The organism is Acinetobacter sp., from assembly GCF_041919735.1.
Classification (GTDB): Bacteria; Pseudomonadota; Gammaproteobacteria; order Pseudomonadales; family Moraxellaceae; genus Acinetobacter.
In genome coordinates this window covers 18714-36795 of the sequence record NZ_JAYRTF010000027.1, presented here as the reverse complement: position 1 = coordinate 36795, position 18082 = coordinate 18714, and the positions used below count along the sequence as shown (strand labels likewise).

Genomic DNA, 18082 nt, shown 5'->3' with positions numbered 1-18082 from the left:
TTCATCCTCTCTGCCGATTGCGCTCAAGCTGAAGCAGCTTTTTCCGCACAGAGAGTATGCGCTTTCTGCTTCATCGCGGAACTGGCAAATGATCATGTGAAAAAGCCTAGATCATGCTAGGCTTTTTCCTGATAAATGAAATTATTCACCGCCAAGCGAACATTCAAAGTTCGCTTTATCGACAGAGCAGCGCGCTTTTTTCAGCACAGACATCATGCCCGGATCATAAATGCCGCGCTTGGTCATATCCATGCGGCCTTCACGCAAAAGTTTTTGATATTTGGTTTTTTCTTCCGCAGTCAAATTCAGCTTATATTTCGCTGGAATGCCAGCTTCTAAACGGTTGATCATCGCAAAGCTCTTCGGCAGATTCTTCACAAACCAGTCACGGGATTTTTGACCAAAACCGGCAGGGAACTGATCAGGACGCACAATAAAGTCAGCAGTCACCTGCAATACCGGGAAGTTGAACATGGCGCCGTTGCTGCCTAAGCCTTTATAAATTTCCAGCGGCTTATACGCATATGCTGGAGCGCCGACCATGTCCACCTGGCCATTGTTGAATTTCGCGACAAAGTTAGAAACATCTGAAATCACCGCTTGCGCGCCTACACGCTGCACCATGATTTTTTGCGCTTCGTCATAGCCTAACACTGCGAATTTTTTGCCGGCCGCTTTTTCGATGGAGTCAATGTTCTTATCGCGGACAAAAATAAATGCTGAACCTAAAGGCGCGATACCCGCTACTTCATATTTTTTGCCGCTCAAGTTGCTGACCATTTTGCTTTCATTGCGCTTGTCGAGTGCAAAAGTAATTGCGCGTTTGGCAATTTCATTGCTTGGCGCGCCGCCCAGCGCGTCAATTGAACCTGCAAATTTGTTGTATTGGCGGGCGCGCATGGCTGTCATGAATACGCCGTCGCATTTGCCGGCTTTGAAATCGTTATCCGCTACAGCTTCATCCTGACGCGGAATCAGATTCACTTCCGCACCCCAGCTTTTTGCTGCCAAGGCCCATTCTTGCGCCATCTGGAACGATTCGCCTGACTTGCCCAGCAAATCAAATACGCAGACATCGACTTTTGCCGCTTGTACAGTGCCTGCAAGTCCAATTGCTGAAAGCGCTGCCAATGAGAGGAGTGTTTTTTTCATTGTATTTATCCTTTTGGAATCTTTTTGTTCAGAGGGTATCCCTACACACTGCAGATATTAAGCAAGTTATTTTTAAAAAAATAGAGCATTTGCTCCATTTTTTTATGTCATTTCAGCCTATTTCCGCTCTTCATTTCAGGCCGGAAATGATATTTTTTAAATTTTATATATTTATTAAATAGTTATCATTTTTTAAAACTTATGCATAAAAACTGCACATGGCTGCAGTTTTTACAAAGTTATAAAGAATGCCGACTATTCACTGCTTAAAGAGCACTCAAAATTGGTTCTTTCGACAGTGCAGCGCGCTTTTTTCAGCACCGTCATCATGGCTGGGTCATAAATGCCCTGACTGGTTAAATCCATGCGGCCTTCACGCAATAACTTCTGATATTCCGTTTTTTCATCTTTGGTCAGCGCAATTTTATATTTCGCGGGAATTTCCGCTTCCATGCGCTTCACCATGGCAAAGCTTTTCGGCAGCTGCTTGACAAACCATGCGCGGGACTTTTGCGCGTAGCCCTCTGGAAATTGATTTTTGCGCACAATTAAATCGGCAGTAACGTTGACGACAGGAAAATCAATCATGCCGCCTTTGCTGCCCAAGCCTTTATAAATCTCTAAAGGCCGAAAAGCGTAAGCCGGCGCTGCAACGATATCCACTTCGCCGTTATTAAATTTATAAATAAAATTGGAAATATCGGACATCACAGGAATGGCGCCAATCCGCTCGACCATCTGCTTTTGCGCGCGGTCATAATGCAATATGGCGAATTTCTTGCCTTTGGTTTTTTCAACCGTGTTTACACTGCGGTCTTTGACAAAAATATAGGCTGAACCAATTTGGCCAATTCCCGCCACCTCATAGGTTTCATCACCCGCTTTCGTCATCAGGCGCTTGTTGTTGCGGTTGTCGAGCACATAGGCAATGGCTTTCTGCGCAATTTGATTGCTCGGCACGCCGCCCAGTGCATCAATCGAACCGGCAAATTTGTTATAGGCTCTGGCGCGCATCGAAGTCATGTAAAAACCGTCGCAGACACCGTCCTTAAAGTCTTTTTCGACTTTGGCTTCATCCTGATAAGGCAGCAAATTCACTTCAGCGCCCCAGGTCTTGCTCATCAGCGACCATTCTTCCAGCATTTTGAAGGATTCACCGGCTTTTCCCAGCAGATCAAAGACGCAAACATTCACTTTGGCCTGAATTGGCATAGAAACGGCCCCAATTCCCAGTGCAGATAAGATTAAAATTTTCTTTTTCATTTTCTGATCCATCCGTGGTTTTACTTATTTTAGTTATTGAATATATGCACTTTTTTTAAGAAATCCTAGATCCATTTCAAAATTTCCGACCAATGCAGAATACATGATATTTCACCCAATTTACGTTTTTCCGCCCGATGCAAAATAAAGCCTGCGGTTTTTTCATTTTTCGCCAAGCTTCCTTTAGAATAGGCGCATCTTTTTGGTGTGTTTTGACAGTTTCATGATTCAGTTAGATCAGCTTTCTATACGTCGCGGCGGACGCGTTTTATTTCAAAAAGCCTCTATGCAGCTGCATCCAGGATGGAAAATTGGCCTAACTGGGGTGAATGGCGCAGGCAAATCGACATTATTTGCAGCCCTGCTGGGCGGCATGGAGTCCGACAGCGGATCGCTCACCCGGCCTGCCGTATGGACTGTGGCGCATATGGCGCAGGAAATTAAAGCCTTGAATATGAAGGCGATTGATTTTGTCCTATCCGGCGATGAAGAATACTGGGAGATTCAGCATAAGCTGGAACATCCTGAACAGCTGGACAACGAAGAGCTGGCTCATCTCTATGGCCGCTTTGATGAAATCAACGGCTATTCAGCGCCCTCTAAAGCTTCGCAATTGATGGCTGGCTTGGGTTTCTTTGAACATCAGTCACAGCTGGACGTCGCCAGTTTTTCCGGCGGATGGCGCATGCGTCTGAATTTGGCGCGCACGCTGATGAGCCGTTCTGACCTGCTGCTGCTGGATGAACCGACCAACCATTTAGACTTGGATGCAATTTTATGGCTGGAAGACTGGCTGAAAGCCTATGAAGGCACGCTGGTGCTGATTTCACATGACCGTGATTTCCTAGATGCCATTACCGATCATATCCTGCATATCGAAAACCAAGAACTGACGCTGTACACCGGCAATTATTCAGCCTTTGAGCGCACCCGCAGTGAACGCTTGGCGCAGCAGCAGCAAGCTTATGAAAAGCAATTGGAAACCCGTGCGCATCTGCAAAAGTTTATTGACCGCTTTAAAGCCAAAGCCACCAAAGCCAAACAGGCGCAAAGCCGCATCAAGCAGCTGGAACGCATGCAGGAACTGTCTGCAGCGCATGTCGATACGCCGTTCACCTTCAGTTTCCGCGAACCGAGCAAAATGAGCTCGCCCCTGCTGCAGCTGGAACATGCAGATATCGGCTATGGCGATAAATTGATTGTCACCAACGTGAATCTGCAGATTACCCCAACCAGCCGCATCGGCTTGCTGGGCATGAATGGCGCCGGCAAATCTACCCTGATCAAATCTTTGGTTGGCGATTTAGCCCTGTTGAAAGGCACGCGAAAAGCCTCTGAACTGCTGAATATCGGCTATTTTGCCCAGCATCAGATGGATGCATTAGACGGCAATGCCAGCCCGATGCTGCAGCTGGCGCGGATTGCCGATAAAAAAATCAGTGAGGCGACGCTGCGCTCATTCTTGGGCAGTTTTGGCTTCAGCGGCGAACGCATGGATACGCCTAGCGAAAGCTTTTCCGGCGGCGAACGCGCGCGCCTGGCCTTGGCGCTGATTGTCTGGCTGCGTCCAAACGTATTGATTCTGGATGAACCGACCAACCATCTGGATTTAGACATGCGCCATGCGCTCACTATGGCCTTGCAGGATTTTGAGGGCGCTGTGGTGCTGGTTTCGCATGAACGCCAGCTGATTGCCAGCGTCTGTGATGAATTGATTTTAGTGCATGGCGGCCGCAGCCGTGAATTTGACGGCGATTTAAGCGCTTATGCCGACTGGCTGCGCCAAGCCCGGATCGAGCTGATGAAAAATGGCCAAGCTGCGCCGCAGCCGGTGCAGTCGCAAGTCACTGCTCAGCCCGTGATTTCTAAACTGGACAAAGAAGCGCAGCGCAAAGAAACAGCACGCCGCCGGGAACTCAGCCGGCCTATTCGTAAAAACATTGAAAAATGTGAACAGCAAATCGAAAAACTGCAGCCGCGTTTGGCTGAAATCGAGCATTTGCTGGGCGATAGCGCAATTTACGATGCTGAGCGCAAAGATGATCTGCTGAAGCTGATGAATGAGCAAACCGCATTGAAAGGTAAACTGGAGCAATTTGAAGAACAGATGCTGGAGTTAATGATGGAGCTCGAAGAGCTTGAATCATCTTTTGGCGAATAAGCCTGTCTGAAACTCTCTTGGACAATGGAAAAGCCCTGCTCTGCAGGGCTTTTTTTGATGGAATGAATCAATCAAAAATAGATCACACCGCTTCAGCTTCTTCTCAGCGTCAAAATGCATAAAAAAACAAAAAAAATCTTTTAATAACAGCAAGATAACAGCCAGCATGATGCAGGGCAAAATTCCATGCACTAAAAAATATAAAAATTATGTTTTAAATCAATATATTAAAACAAAACAATAAATTATTAAGTTTTTCTTCAAAAGCAAATACCCACATTATTAAGAATTTCTTAAAAGGATGAATTTTCATGTTATTTATATTCAAACCTGCAAACTGGGATTGCAGCAGGCACCAAACAGCAGTCCTCTCACGAAAAAAGGCCGCAAAAAACATTCAATCTTCCTGAAAGCGCAATAAAGCCCCAGCGCATAGCAATGCATGGTTATTTAAATTCAAAAAAAATTGATACAGATGAATTTAAATTGTCTTATTGTTTTTAAATTCAAAAGCCGCGCTGAGTTTTAAATTCATTCTTTCAGCAATGCGCGGCTGTGGACAAATTAATGCGCCGCCGCCCTTTTGGCCTTTAAAAACCGCAGTTCCCTGATTTTCCACGTGCCGTCAAAGACCCAAATTTCTCTGATTTGCTGCTGATTTTCCTCCAAGCCGATCAGCACATGGCATTCAGTCTGATCATGATTGAACTCATATTCCTCATACTCCACATCGGGCTTTTTAGGCTTCCATACGCCATTTTTCACCGCATGCGCGATCCGGTCATAACGGGTATAGGTGCTTTCTACACGGCCATCCTGCTCATAGACAGCTTTAAAATGCTCATCCTCATACTGCGCCAGCACTTCATAATTGCCGGTAAAAAAAGCATTCACCCAAATATCCCGAACTTTTTCCAATTGATTATCCATCATAATGACCTCGCCTTTACCGCATCAAAAAATAGCCGTTTTCAGCATCATGACACGCGTATAAGTCAGTTTCATAACAATCCAGCTGATTATAATTTAATCTATTTATTTACCATAGCACAAAAAAAACGCCCCGCAGGGCGTTTTTCTTTGGTGAATCTGTAAGCAGATTAAGCGTCAATATCCGCGTTTAAAGCATTTTCTTCAATAAATGCGCGGCGCGGCTCGACATCATCGCCCATCAAGCAGGCAAACATGCGGTCCGCTTCAATGGCATCCTGCACAGTCACTTGCAGCATATTGCGGTTTTCAGGATCCATAGTGGTTTCCCACAGCTGCTCTGCATTCATCTCCCCCAGACCTTTATAGCGCTGAATCATCATGCCGCGGCGTGAATCCTGCAGAATCTGCTGCCAGACCTGATGGAAAGTGCTGACTGGAATTTTACGATCGCCTTTTTGCAGATAAGCGCCTTCTTCCAGCAGGCTGAACCAGCTTTTTGAGTTTTTCAGCAAGCGCGCATATTCACCTGAACCTAACAGGCCGGCATCCAGCAGATAGCTGTGCGGCAGGTTATGCACATAGATGGTAATGCGCGGCAGGTAAGTCTGAATTTTCTGACCTTCCGCGGTGTCTTTGTCCAAAATTTCCAAAGACAATTCCGGACGCAGGCTCGGCTGCGTTTTCGCAATTGCTGCGCAAACCTGTTCACCCCATTGCTGCACATAAGCCTGATCCGCCATTTGATCCAGCTTAAAGCCGTCAACCGCAATCAGCGCATCCAGCAGGCTGGCAGGGTAACGCACGGTCAAACGGTGCAGGCTCTTCTGCGAGGTTTGATAATCAGCAATCACTTTCGCTAAGGCTTCACCGCGGATTGCTGGCGCTTCAGCGCTGATATGCAGTTCCAGCTCATCAATCGCGTTGGAAATCAGGAAGGTTTCCAATGCATCATTGTCTTTGATGTACTGTTCCTGCTTGCCTTTTTTCAGCTTGTACAGCGGCGGCTGCGCGATGTAAATATAGCCGCGTTCAACCAGTTCCGGCATTTGACGGAAGAAGAACGTCAGCAGCAGCGTACGGATATGCGATCCATCCACGTCGGCATCGGTCATGATGATGATTTTGTGGTAGCGCAGTTTATCCGGATTATATTCTTCGCGGCCAATACCGCAGCCCAGCGCCGTAATTAAGGTGCCGACCTCCTGTGAAGAAATCATCTTGTCAAAACGCGCGCGCTCTACGTTCAGAATCTTGCCTTTCAGCGGCAAAATCGCCTGCATCTTGCGGTTGCGGCCCTGTTTGGCAGATCCGCCAGCAGAGTCACCTTCGACTAAGTATAATTCAGACAGCGCAGGGTCTTTTTCCTGGCAATCCGCCAATTTACCCGGCAAGCCTGCAATATCCAGTGCGCTTTTACGGCGCGTCATTTCACGCGCTTTACGCGCTGCATCACGGGCGCGCGCGGCGTCAATAATTTTTCCGGCAATCGCTTTGGCTGCTGTCGGATTTTCCAGCAAATATTCAGAGAATGATTTATTCATCGCCTGTTCAACCGCAGACTTCACTTCACTGGAGACCAGTTTTTCTTTGGTTTGCGAAGAGAATTTCGGATCCGGCACTTTCACCGACACAATTGCGGTCAAGCCTTCACGCGCATCATCACCAGAAACCGCTACTTTCTCTTTTTTGAGCAAGTTTTCGTTTTCCATGTAGCTGTTCAAGCCGCGGGTCAGCGCAGCGCGGAAACCGGCCAAATGCGTACCGCCATCTTTTTGCGGAATATTATTGGTAAAGCAGCGGACGTTTTCCTGATAAGTATCATTCCACTGCAATGCCACTTCTACGCCAATGCCGTTATCAGCTTGCACTGTAAAATGGAAGATGTCATTTAAGTGCGTTTTGCCCTGATTGATATATTTAACGAACTCAGACAAGCCGCCTTCATAATCAAAAACATGTTCCGCATTGATGCGTTCATCACGCAGCACAATGCGCACGCCTGCATTCAGGAAAGACAGTTCACGCAAACGGCGCGCCAAAATATCCACATTGAAAATGGTTTGGCTGAAGGTTTCAGCGCTTGGCCAGAACCGCACTGTTGTGCCGGTTTCTTCGGTATCGCCAATCACTTTCAGCGGATAAACCGCATCGCCATGCTTGTATTCCTGCTGATGGATGTGGCCAGCGCGCTTAATGGTCAATTCCAGCTTGCTGGAAAGCGCATTCACCACCGATACACCTACACCATGCAACCCGCCGGACACTTTATAGCTGTTGTCATCGAACTTGCCGCCGGCATGCAGAATGGTCAAAATCACTTCCGCTGCTGAAACACCTTCTTCCGGGTGAATATCTGTTGGAATGCCGCGGCCATTGTCAGATACGCTGACCGATTCATCTTCGTGAATGGTCACTACAATTTCGTCACAGTGCCCTGCAAGCGCCTCATCAATGGCGTTATCCACCACTTCAAACACCATATGGTGCAAGCCTGAACCATCATCCGTATCGCCGATATACATGCCTGGACGTTTGCGGACCGCGTCCAAACCACGCAATACTTTGATGCTAGAGGAATCATAAGCCTTTTCTGTGGTTTGTTCTGTTTGAGAAGCAGCTTGTTGATCTTCTGAACTCATGGTTTCTCCCTAGTGGAAAATAGGTCTATCCCAAGACGGGTAAAATCTAAAATCATTGTGCGACAGCTTGAACGCAACCGTTTTCAACTTTGAATAATTGATAGGAAATAGACAGATCATGTAGATGATTTTGTACAGACTCATGGTCTAAAGTGGTTATAAAAACCTGGCTGCCAAGCTGGCTCAAACGATCAATTAAACGTTGTTGTGCGGTTAAATCTAATTCTGCTGTCAGATCATCTAATAATACCACAGTTTCCCTATTGCACGCATGCAGCATTGCAATCTGCGACAGTTTTAGCGCCATGATCAGCAGCTTTTTCTGGCCGCGCGAGAGCACGGCATCCGCGTCGCCCATTGCGGTCTTTAAGCGCAGATCGGCGCGGTGCGGGCCATATTCGGTATAGCGCCGCTCCAGATCTTTGTAATGGCTGTTGGTCAGATCATTCAGCAGGCCTGTTTCACTGTGGAAGCCGGGGCTGTATTCCAATTCAATGTCCAAATCCGGCAGCAGATGCTTGAGATCCTGCGCAAAAAACACCTTCCATTGCTCAACGGCGCTGGCGCGCTGCACATGCAGCATTTCACCATAATCGCTGAGCATCTGGTTCCACGGCTCCAAGTCGGACAGGCTCAGCCGGTGCTGGCTTTTCAGCAGGCTGTTGCGCTGTTTCAGCGCCCGCGAGTAATACTGCCAGGCATGATAAAACTCAGGTTCCACGTGAAACATCATCCAGTCCAGCATCTGCCGCCGAGGCTTAGCGCCGTGATCGATAATGTCGGTGCTTTGCGGATCAATCAGCTGCAGCGGCAAGATTTTCGCCAATTGCCCCTGGGTCGCCACCAGGTCGCCATTGACCTTAATCAGCTGTTCGCCGGACTGCATTTTCTGCATGCCGATTTTGTCCGTTGCAGACTGGGCAAAGACAATGGCATCTGCCGCTTCATTTTGAATGTAGTGTTTGGGAATATGCGTGCGGAACGAGCGGCCTGTCGCCAGCAAATGCACCGCTTCAAGAATGGAAGTCTTGCCTGAACCATTTTGCCCGTAAAAGACGTTAAACGGCTGCAGCTCAGAGAGTGCAACCGTTTTTAAATTACGAACACGTTCTACATGTAAACGCGTAATGTGCATAATATTTCAGGGAAAATTAAACACGCATCGGCATGACAACATAGGTTTGATCCTGCTGGGTCGGATCCTGCACCAACACAGACTGATTGGCTTCCGTCATGGTCATCGACACATCATCGCCATCCAGTACGCTCAGCACATCCAGCAGATATTGCGCATTGAATGACATTTCCATTGGCGTATCCGCATACTGGATCGCCAAGTCTTCAATCGCCTCATCCTGTTCCGGGTTATTGGCGCGCAGCTGCAAGGTATCTGCATCAAAATTCAGAAAGACGCCGCGCAATTTCTCATTGCTTAAAATCGCCACGCGCTGCAAAGACTGCTTAAACACATCATGCGCAATCACCACATTTTTGTCGCCGCCGCGCGGAATCACCCGGCGGTAATCCGGGAACTTGCCGTCAATCAGTTTTGTGGTGAAACGGACGGTAATATCGCCCTGCTCTTTGTCGCGGCTTGGAATACTGATGGTCACATTCAGCAGTTCACGGCCAATCAGCAAAGACAACTGCTCATCTTCTACGCTCAGCAAACGCTGCAATTCGCCCACTGCTTTACGCGGCGCAATCGCCTGCACCAATTGCGATGCATTGGATGAAGCCGCCGTTTCACACAGGGCTAAACGGTGACCATCGGTTGTTACTGCACGCAATTGATTCTGATCAATTTCAAGCAAAGTGCCGGTCAAATAAAAACGCACATCCTGCACCGCCATGGCAAAGGCTGTTTTTTCAAATAAACGTTTTAATTCACGCTGTGCCACCGTCACTTGCGTGCCTTGGGTATTTTCAGTATTCAGCAGCGGATAATCTTCTGCCGGCAAAGTCCCCAGCACAAAACGGCTGTTGCCGGATTTTAAAATACAGCGCTGATCTTCAGTAATCTGCAGATCAATGAGGGCAGCAGAAGGCAGCGATTTGCAGATATCCATCAGCTTACGCGCAGGCACTGTCGTGTCGCCTGCTTGCAGGCATGCGCCTTCTGCAAGCTGAGTGCTGGCCACCAATTCCACTTCCAAGTCAGAACCCGTGATCGTCAGCGCCTGTTCAGTCACCTGAACCTTCACATTAGACAAAATATTTAAGGTATGGCGACGTTCAACCGCTCCTACGACATGTGATAGAACATTCAGTAAGCTTTCTTTCGCGATTTTTAAACGCACGATACTTTCCTCTAAATTGAAGATGCAGATGGATAAAATTAATTTTTTAGCAGTGTACTATGCGGCAGAATATGCCGCATTGCAAGAACAGAATTTAGGCAAAAAAACGCTTAGCTTTGCAGTAAACGGAGCAAGTTTTTATAGTCTTCGTTAAAGATTGGATCTTCCTCGCGCAGGCTCTGCACTTTTTCGCAAGCATGCATCACTGTGCTGTGATCACGGCCGCCAAAGGCCATGCCGATTTCAGGAAAACTGTCCCCTGTCAGCTCACGCGCCAAGCCCATCGCCAGCTGGCGCGGGCGGGCATAAATACGGGTGCGTTTCGGGCCAATCAATTCTTTCAATGGAATGCGGAAGTACTCACTGACCACACGCTGAATATTTTCTGTGCTGATGGTGCGCGCGCGGATCGCTAAAACGTCTTTTAAAGACTCACGCACCACTTCCAAATCAATCGGCGTGCCCTTAAAGCGGGAAATAGCCACCACTTTATTCAGCGCGCCTTCCAATTCACGCACGTTGGCCACCACTTGCTGCGCAATAAACAGCGCGCAGTTGCGCGGCAGCTCAACATTATTGCTTTCAGCTTTTTTCAGCAAAATCTCGATTCGGGTTTCAATATCCGGCGGTTCCACCCCCACAGACAGGCCCCAAGAGAAGCGTGAAACCAAACGCGGATCCAGTTCCGTCAATTCTTTCGGATAACGGTCAGAAGTCAGGATAATCTGCTTGGATTCATCCAAAAGCGCGTTAAAGGTGTAGAAAAATTCAACCAAGCTGGCTTCTTTACCGGCCAGCAAGTGAATATCATCCACCAAAAGCAGATCCAAAGAACGGCAATTTTTCTTAAATTCTTCCACTTTGCCTTGCTGCAAAGAACTCACGAAGTCCTGCACAAAACTTTCTGCCGTCATATACATGACACGGGCATTCGGCTTCGCCTGAAGCAGCGCATTGCCGACCGCCTGCATTAAATGCGTTTTACCCAAACCCGTTGGGCCGTATAAAAACAGCGGGTTATGCTGTGAAGCCCCCAGCTGGGTCAGCACTTTACGGCAGGTCTCCGCCGCCATTTGGTTTGAACGGCCTTCAACAAATAAAGAAAAAGTAAATAGAGGGTTCAGCTGGCGCTTGCGGCTGTTTTTCGATGCAGATTCTTCTTTTTCTTTTCTCGGCTTCACTGCAGGAACAGGCGCAGACTCCAGCGCGGCAGTCGTGGTCGCGGGCTGTTCACTGGCGGATAAAATTGCGCCAGGACGCGAATCGACTAAAATTTCAACATGCCGGACGCGGCCTTCCGACAGCTGTTCAGCCAAAATAGTAATCAGCTCTAAATGGTGCTCTTGAATATAGCGGGTCCAATAAGGATTTGGCGCAAACAGGCGCAATGTATCCTCAGCTTCTTCCGCGACTAAAGGGCGGATCCACATTGTGAAGACATTGCCGGATAACTCTTGGCGCAAACGAGTTAAGCAATCTGTCCAAAGCATGTGAAACCCCTATTTCAATCCATTGTGCATAAAAAAATATGATTTGCCCGCCTAAGCGGGCCGCCATTCTAACCAAGTTATCCACATCTGTCATGGTTAATTCGGCATTTTTTGGCTAAAAAATCGCAATTCAGTCTAAATTTAAATTTAAAACCTAGTGTGGATAACCTCACCAATAGGCTGTGGATAAAATATAGCACAAAGTTATCCACAAACTATCAAAATTATAAAAACAGAGTTATTCACAACATATCTACATGTTAATTAAAACAAAATATACGATTTCCACAAGAAAATGCGACCCTTATAGTAATAAATTTAAATTTTAAAATTTGAATTTAATAATAACGTTCGATGATTTTGGGGATAACTTCACATCAGGTTTAAATTCAAATTTAAATCAGGAATGAAATTCAAATAACCTTTGATATTGTGGATAACCTTGTTGGTAAACTTGGTGATAATTTATTAGTTCATTATAAACAGCATCTTAGCTTGTGTGTAACTTTTTTTTGCTTTTTAAAGCAAAACAGCGGATAAAAGCAAAGCAGCTGAAATACAGCTTCAATTTTGAAAGAAAGCTTGTTTTTGATTGACAGCTCAAGCAATGAGCACTAAAATCGCGAACCTTTATAGAAAGATCATTTTTGGAGTTTCGACATGAAACGTACTTTCCAGCCTTCTGAACTGAAACGTAAACGTGTTCACGGTTTCCGTGCCCGCATGGCGACTAAAGCTGGCCGTCAAGTATTGGCTCGCCGCCGTGCTAAAGGCCGTCATAGCTTAACTGTTTAATTTAATCAGTTAGCGCTATAACGACTTGGGCGTTATGACAGCACTTTATGGCTTCAGCACAGATGTACGCATACACTGTGCTGCCGATTATAAAAGTGTCTTCGATGGTGCGCTTTTTAAAGTGCATCAGCCCCATTTCTTATTTCTTGCAAAGCATTCCGAACTGCGTCATAGCCGTTTGGGTATCGTCGTTGCAAAAAAGAAAGTGCGCCGCGCACATGAACGAAATAGAATAAAACGTCTTGCCCGCGAAAGTTTTCGCCTGCATCAGCAGCAATTGGATGAATTAGACATTGTTGTTATGCCGAAAGCCGGCATTGATGCAATACCTAATGCCGAATTGCATCAGCAATTACAATTTGCATGGCAAAAGCTGAACCGCCAAGCCAAAAAGCATTCCAAAACAGCTTCCTCACAGCAAAAGTAGAGATGGCCAATGGTACATTTACTGCATTGGTTAATCCGTTTTTATCAGATAGCAATCAGTCCGCTTCTTGGACCCCGCTGCCGCTATATTCCCACATGTTCTCAATATTCATTGGAAGCAGTGCATTTGCATGGCGCTGCACGCGGAACCTGGCTGTCTGTGAAGCGCATTTGCCGCTGCCATCCTTGGGGAGGTTCAGGCTATGATCCTGTCCCGCGCAAAGCATTTCGTTTTATTTCGTTTCAGCAAATAGATTCTCAAACGCTTCACGTTGCTGTACCCTTTCGTGATCGTTTATTGAACCAAAAATCACTCTAACCATTTGGGGTAATAGAAATGCAACAATGGGCCAGGATTGCTATTCTCGGGGCCATGTTTGTTGTCGCATATTTGCTCATTTTGGCTTGGCAAAAAGATTACGGCCATGCGGACAGCAAACCGCAGCAAAATAATGCTGCCGTCGTGTCTCATGAAGTATCTGCCGATTTGCCGAACAGCCAGGCTGCAGCCGCATCATCCGATGTGCCGCAGGCGAATATTGCAGCGCAGCAGACAGCAGACGCCACTGCACCTGTAAGTCAACAGCTTGTTTCAGTGAAAACTGACCTTTACCACCTTTGGATCAATCCGAAAGGCGGTGATATTGTTCGTGTTGAATTACTCAATCATGACAAAAATAAAGACAGCGATGAACCTTTTGTCATGCTGGAAAGCGATGCCAAGCGCACTTATGTGGCTCAATCAGGCTTAATTGGCTTGAATGGCCCGGACAGCAGCCGCAATGGCCGTCCAACGTATGAAGTTGAAAAAGCTTCTTACAGCCTGGCGGATGCGCAGTCTGTTCAGAATAAAGACGGCAAGGCGGAAAAAGTTTTAGCAGTGCCGATGGTGCTGAAAACAGCTGACGGCGTTGAAATTATTAAAACGTTCCGCTTTACCCAAGGCGAATATCCGGTTGTGGTGAGCTATAAGATCGCGAACCGCAGCAGCCAAAACTGGCAAGGCCAGATGTTTGGCCAGCTGAAACGTGATAATTCGGAAGATCCGGGCAAGTCTGACCAAGGTATTTTCACTTTGGGCACCTTCTTGGGCGGCGCATGGGGTTCACCTGATGAGCACTATAACAAGCTGAAATTCGCCAACTTTAATGATGAAAAGCTGAATGTTGAAGCGAAAGGCGGCTGGGTTGCCATGGTGCAGCACTACTTCGTCAGTGCATGGATTCCAGGCGAGCTGAAGCTGACTCAAGCGGAAGGCCAGCCATTTGCAGCCAAATTGGAGTCGCGCAAATCTTCAGATGATATGAATATCATCCAGTTTACTTCGCCTTCATTCAATGTTCCGGCAGGCACAGCGGCGGAAGTGGATGCCACTTTCTATTCAGGTCCAAAAATTCAGTCTGAATTGAAAGATTTGGCTGTCGGCCTGAACCAAACAGTGGATTATGGCTGGTTGTGGCCAATTGCCAAGCTGCTGTTCTTGGGCTTGCAATTCTTCCACGGTTTAATCGGCAACTGGGGCTGGTCAATCATTCTATTGACGATTCTGGTGAAACTGATTCTTTGGCCGCTGTCGTCTAAGAGCTACCGCTCGATGGCGAAAATGCGCGTGATTGCGCCTGAAATGCAGCGCATGAAAGAAGAGTTCGGTGAAGACCGCATGCGCTTTTCGCAGGAAATGATGGCGCTGTACAAGCGTGAACAAGTGAACCCGCTGTCGGGCTGCTTGCCGCTGCTGCTGCAAATGCCGATCTTCCTGGCGCTGTACTGGGTATTGATGGAGTCTGTTGAGCTGCGCCATGCGCCGTGGCTGGGCTGGATTCAAGACTTATCAGCGATGGATCCATGGTTCATCCTGCCGCTGCTGATGGGCGCAACCATGTTCATTCAGCAAAGCTTGAACCCGCAGCCGGCAGATCCAATGCAGGCGAAAGTGTTCAAAGTCATGCCGGTGATCTTCACTGTATTTATGCTGTTCTTCCCTGCCGGTCTGGTGCTGTACTGGATCTGCAACAACAGCATCACGATTTTGCAGCAAACACTGATCAACAAAAGTGTGGCGAAAGACCGTGAAAAGCGTGACGGTGCGAACCCAGCAAACTAAGTGCTGCTGATGAGCTGAATAAATCCGCTTAAGATGGTAATCTTAGGCGGATTTTTCTTTGCCAGCAATTGACGATTTTGAGGTAAATATTGAGGTGAATACAATGCAAAACCGAACCACGATCGCTGCCATTGCGACTCCGCCGGGCCGCGGCGGCGTCGGTGTGATTCGCCTGTCCGGGCCAAAGTCTTATGCAATTGCTGAAGCGCTGAGCCAAACGGCGCTGCCCAAAGCGCGTTATGCCGGTTTCCGCACATTTTTGGATGCGCAGGGTGACGTCATGGATGAGGGGCTGACGATTTGCTTCCCGAATCCGCATTCGTTTACCGGTGAAGATGTGGTTGAGCTGCAGGGGCATGGCGGTCCAGTCATCCAGAATGCCTTGCTGGCGCGCCTGCTGGAGTTAGGCGCCGTGGCGGCCAAAGCCGGCGAATTCTCCATGCGTGCATTTGAAAACGGCAAGATGGATTTGGTGCAGGCGGAAGCGATTGCCGACTTGATTGATGCGACCTCACAGGCGGCGGCCCGTTCAGCGGTGCGTTCATTGCAGGGCGCTTTTTCCGGCAAGGTCAATACTGTGCTGGAACAGCTGATTCACTTGCGCTTGCATGTGGAAGCAGCCATTGATTTTCCGGAAGAAGAAATTGACTTTTTGGCTGACGGCAAAATATTGAACTTGCTGCAGGGCGTGCAAAAAGCGGTATCCGATGTGCAGCAGTCTGCGCGTCAGGGGCAATTGCTGCGTGAAGGCCTGCAGGTGGTGATTGCCGGCAAGCCGAATGCCGGAAAATCATCTTTGCTGAATGCGCTGGCCGGGGTTGAGCGCGCCATTGTGACGGATATTGCCGGCACTACCCGTGATGTGCTGCATGAAAAAATCAGCCTGAACGGCTTGCCGATTACCCTGACCGATACCGCCGGCCTGCGCGAAACCGGCGATGTGGTGGAAAAAGAAGGCATCCGCCGGGCAATTAAAGAAATTGAACAGGCGGACCTGCTGCTGCTGGTGTATGACTTGAGTCAGGGCGAAGACCCGCTGCAGCTGGCGCAAAGCTATTTTGCCGATCATCTTGAACGGAAACGCCTGATGCTGATCGGCAATAAATGTGATTTAACCGGAACGCCGACGGCGCTGAGTGATTATCAGGGCTTCCGGCATATCACTGTGTCTGCAAAGCAGGAAACTGGCGTTCAGGCGCTCATAGATGCCGTTACAGCGCATGCAGGCTTCCAGCCGGAAGAAGACACCTTTATTGCGCGTACACGCCATTTAGACGCAATGAAGCGCACTCAGCGCTATCTGGCTGAAGCGCATGAGCAGCTGACAGTCTATCATGCGGGTGAATTGGTCGCGGAATCGCTGCGCCTGGCGCAAAATGCTCTAGGTGAAATTACCGGTGATTTCAGCGCCGATGATTTGCTGGGCAAGATCTTTGGATCATTCTGCATCGGGAAATAACCGCTGTTGCATGATTAAAAAAGCCCTCGATTGAGGGCTTTTTTAATGGCTTTATTTTAGGCCTACGCCGGATGCTGGGCTTAATGCTGCAAGGCGGTCCGCATGTTGCGCTGGCACAGCAGCAGGACACAGCTGAGCAGGCCGATGGCCAGGCAAAAGCCGAGAATCCCCGCTGAAAAACCGTAATGATCAGAGAGAATCCCAACACCGATAATAGGAAAAATGGTGCCCAAATAGCCAATAAACAGGTAAGTGGACATCACTGCGGCGCGGTTGTCCAAATTGGTCATGCCGTGAATCATGCCGAATGCGCCCATCAGGCCTAAGCCGTGCCCCATGCCGGCGGCAACCACACTGATAAAAAACAGCAGGCTCCAATGCGCGGCAATGCAGATCGCCAGCAGGATGCAGCTGAGGGTTAAGCTGATAAGCCCCGCGTTCAGCGCTTTGCGCGGGCTGACTTTTTTGGCGCTGAATTGCACGATAGCCGAGACCATTAAAATGCTGGAAATGGTGATGCCGCTGACCAGCGGGCCATGCCAAGGGATAATGTCTTTAATGAATGAGGGCGCCAGTGAAGCGAACAGGCTGAAGGCGGAGAACGCGCCGAATGCGGTCCAGCCGGCAATATGAAACAGGCCGTGATATTTCGGTTCGGGCAGCTGCAGATGCGGCGCGGCGGAAAACGGCTGTTTTTGCACCGGTTCAGCTTTGAGCATGCCTAAGCCCAGCAGGCAGAGAAGCGCGCCGGCAATAATGGGCAAATACGGCGTAAACAGCGGCTGGCTGGAAAACTGCGCAATGATGCCGCCAGTCAATGGCCCCAAGCCAAAGCCGACGACGGTAATGATCGAGCTGAGCTGAGGCGCATTCTGCTTGTGGCTGTCTGGGATGGTGTAAATCAAGCCCAGCATGGCGGAAGTGCTGATCAGCCCGGATGCGATGCCGATTAAAAAGCGGGCTATAGACAGCATCAGCGCATTTTGCGAGACGGCAGACAGTGCAAGGCCAATAATCACAAACAGCATGCCGGCCTGCAGGGTTTTCAAAAAGCCGAAACTGTTGCTGGCGCGGCCAAAAAACAGCAAAGTCGCCAGACAGCCAAACATATAAGCGACAAAAATGTAGGTAATTTGGCTGGGCAGCAGCTTCCACAGTTCTTGATAAATCGGATACAGCGGACTGGCCAGAGCGGTGCCGATGGTTCCCATAATCAGAGCAAGGCTGACCATGATAAATGGACGCCAAGATTGAGAATTTGTCATGATTCAGATCACAAAAAGAGACTCAAATTCCTGATTAAAAGGCAAGAAATGAGAATGTAAGGGGGATTTGAGCAGTGTAAACGTGATGCGCTTCC

13 protein-coding genes and 1 pseudogene are annotated in these 18082 nt (G+C 48.3%); 6 read left to right on the top strand and 8 right to left on the bottom strand.

Annotation, left to right across the window (positions count from 1 at the left end):
- Nucleotides 1-141: 141 nt before the first annotated feature.
- Together ACE3T3_RS13890 and ACE3T3_RS13885 are read right to left on the bottom strand one after the other, a co-directional pair.
- Complete coding sequence (locus tag ACE3T3_RS13890; protein WP_374667912.1) at nucleotides 142-1152, bottom strand: putative solute-binding protein; 1011 nt, start codon at nucleotides 1150-1152, stop codon at nucleotides 142-144.
- A 255-nt stretch (nucleotides 1153-1407) separates the two neighbouring features.
- Nucleotides 1408-2415, bottom strand: a complete 1008-nt coding sequence (locus ACE3T3_RS13885) for a putative solute-binding protein (RefSeq protein WP_374667910.1) — start codon at nucleotides 2413-2415, stop codon at nucleotides 1408-1410.
- 223 nt (nucleotides 2416-2638) lie between these two features.
- Between ACE3T3_RS13885 and ACE3T3_RS13880 the strand changes: the two genes are divergently transcribed.
- Nucleotides 2639-4576 carry an ATP-binding cassette domain-containing protein gene (locus ACE3T3_RS13880; protein ID WP_374667908.1) on the top strand — a complete coding sequence of 646 codons (1938 nt, stop codon included), beginning with the start codon at nucleotides 2639-2641 and terminating at the stop codon, nucleotides 4574-4576.
- 564 nt (nucleotides 4577-5140) lie between these two features.
- Here the strand turns inward: ACE3T3_RS13880 and ACE3T3_RS13875 are convergent.
- The 5 genes from ACE3T3_RS13875 to dnaA form a co-directional block, all read right to left on the bottom strand.
- Nucleotides 5141-5509, bottom strand: coding sequence for a hypothetical protein (locus ACE3T3_RS13875; RefSeq protein ID WP_374667906.1), 369 nt, complete (start codon nucleotides 5507-5509; stop codon nucleotides 5141-5143).
- A gap of 167 nt (nucleotides 5510-5676) precedes the next feature.
- On the bottom strand, nucleotides 5677-8148 hold the full coding sequence (gene gyrB / locus ACE3T3_RS13870) for a DNA topoisomerase (ATP-hydrolyzing) subunit B (protein WP_374667904.1): 2472 nt from the start codon (nucleotides 8146-8148) through the stop codon (nucleotides 5677-5679).
- A gap of 52 nt (nucleotides 8149-8200) precedes the next feature.
- Entirely contained in the window at nucleotides 8201-9283 is a 1083-nt protein-coding gene (gene recF, locus ACE3T3_RS13865; protein ID WP_374667901.1) for a DNA replication/repair protein RecF, read from the bottom strand.
- Between the two features lie 16 nt (nucleotides 9284-9299).
- A complete protein-coding gene (gene dnaN / locus ACE3T3_RS13860; RefSeq protein ID WP_374667899.1) occupies nucleotides 9300-10448 on the bottom strand; it encodes a DNA polymerase III subunit beta in 1149 nt (382 codons plus the stop codon).
- Between the two features lie 110 nt (nucleotides 10449-10558).
- On the bottom strand, nucleotides 10559-11938 hold the full coding sequence (gene dnaA / locus ACE3T3_RS13855) for a chromosomal replication initiator protein DnaA (RefSeq protein WP_374667897.1): 1380 nt from the start codon (nucleotides 11936-11938) through the stop codon (nucleotides 10559-10561).
- Between the two features lie 660 nt (nucleotides 11939-12598).
- On the opposite strand from dnaA, the gene rpmH reads away from it, so the two are divergent.
- The 5 genes and pseudogenes from rpmH to mnmE all read left to right on the top strand — a co-directional run bounded on the left by rpmH (nucleotide 12599) and on the right by mnmE (nucleotide 16722).
- A complete protein-coding gene (gene rpmH / locus ACE3T3_RS13850; RefSeq protein WP_000831329.1) occupies nucleotides 12599-12733 on the top strand; it encodes a 50S ribosomal protein L34 in 135 nt (44 codons plus the stop codon).
- A gap of 34 nt (nucleotides 12734-12767) precedes the next feature.
- Nucleotides 12768-13160, top strand: a complete 393-nt coding sequence (gene rnpA / locus ACE3T3_RS13845) for a ribonuclease P protein component (RefSeq protein ID WP_374667895.1) — start codon at nucleotides 12768-12770, stop codon at nucleotides 13158-13160.
- 9 nt (nucleotides 13161-13169) lie between these two features.
- Nucleotides 13170-13491, top strand: a pseudogene (gene yidD / locus ACE3T3_RS13840) (membrane protein insertion efficiency factor YidD).
- Nucleotides 13492-13496: 5 nt separating this feature from the next.
- Nucleotides 13497-15263, top strand: a complete 1767-nt coding sequence (gene yidC / locus ACE3T3_RS13835) for a membrane protein insertase YidC (protein WP_374667893.1) — start codon at nucleotides 13497-13499, stop codon at nucleotides 15261-15263.
- Between the two features lie 103 nt (nucleotides 15264-15366).
- A complete protein-coding gene (gene mnmE, locus ACE3T3_RS13830) occupies nucleotides 15367-16722 on the top strand; it encodes a tRNA uridine-5-carboxymethylaminomethyl(34) synthesis GTPase MnmE (RefSeq protein ID WP_374667891.1) in 1356 nt (451 codons plus the stop codon).
- Nucleotides 16723-16802: 80 nt separating this feature from the next.
- Here the strand turns inward: mnmE and ACE3T3_RS13825 are convergent, their stop codons facing one another.
- The gene (locus ACE3T3_RS13825) at nucleotides 16803-17987 is read right to left on the bottom strand and encodes an MFS transporter (protein WP_374667889.1); all 1185 of its coding nucleotides are present in this window, start codon (nucleotides 17985-17987) and stop codon (nucleotides 16803-16805) included.
- Between the last annotated feature and the right edge of the window lie 95 nt (nucleotides 17988-18082).

What these genes read in the sequence shown, in the direction of transcription:
- mnmE (WP_374667891.1), top strand. Translation starts at nt 15,367, where the DNA reads ATGCAAAACCGAACCACGATCGCTGCCATTGCGACTCCGCCGGGCCGC.
- rnpA (WP_374667895.1), top strand. Translation starts at nt 12,768, where the DNA reads ATGACAGCACTTTATGGCTTCAGCACAGATGTACGCATACACTGTGCT.
- dnaA (WP_374667897.1), bottom strand. Translation starts at nt 11,938, where the DNA reads ATGCTTTGGACAGATTGCTTAACTCGTTTGCGCCAAGAGTTATCCGGC.
- yidC (WP_374667893.1), top strand. Translation starts at nt 13,497, where the DNA reads ATGCAACAATGGGCCAGGATTGCTATTCTCGGGGCCATGTTTGTTGTC.
- ACE3T3_RS13890 (WP_374667912.1), bottom strand. Translation starts at nt 1,152, where the DNA reads ATGAAAAAAACACTCCTCTCATTGGCAGCGCTTTCAGCAATTGGACTT.
- ACE3T3_RS13825 (WP_374667889.1), bottom strand. Translation starts at nt 17,987, where the DNA reads ATGACAAATTCTCAATCTTGGCGTCCATTTATCATGGTCAGCCTTGCT.
- ACE3T3_RS13875 (WP_374667906.1), bottom strand. Translation starts at nt 5,509, where the DNA reads ATGATGGATAATCAATTGGAAAAAGTTCGGGATATTTGGGTGAATGCT.
- rpmH (WP_000831329.1), top strand. Translation starts at nt 12,599, where the DNA reads ATGAAACGTACTTTCCAGCCTTCTGAACTGAAACGTAAACGTGTTCAC.
- recF (WP_374667901.1), bottom strand. Translation starts at nt 9,283, where the DNA reads ATGCACATTACGCGTTTACATGTAGAACGTGTTCGTAATTTAAAAACG.
- gyrB (WP_374667904.1), bottom strand. Translation starts at nt 8,148, where the DNA reads ATGAGTTCAGAAGATCAACAAGCTGCTTCTCAAACAGAACAAACCACA.
- ACE3T3_RS13885 (WP_374667910.1), bottom strand. Translation starts at nt 2,415, where the DNA reads ATGAAAAAGAAAATTTTAATCTTATCTGCACTGGGAATTGGGGCCGTT.
- ACE3T3_RS13880 (WP_374667908.1), top strand. Translation starts at nt 2,639, where the DNA reads ATGATTCAGTTAGATCAGCTTTCTATACGTCGCGGCGGACGCGTTTTA.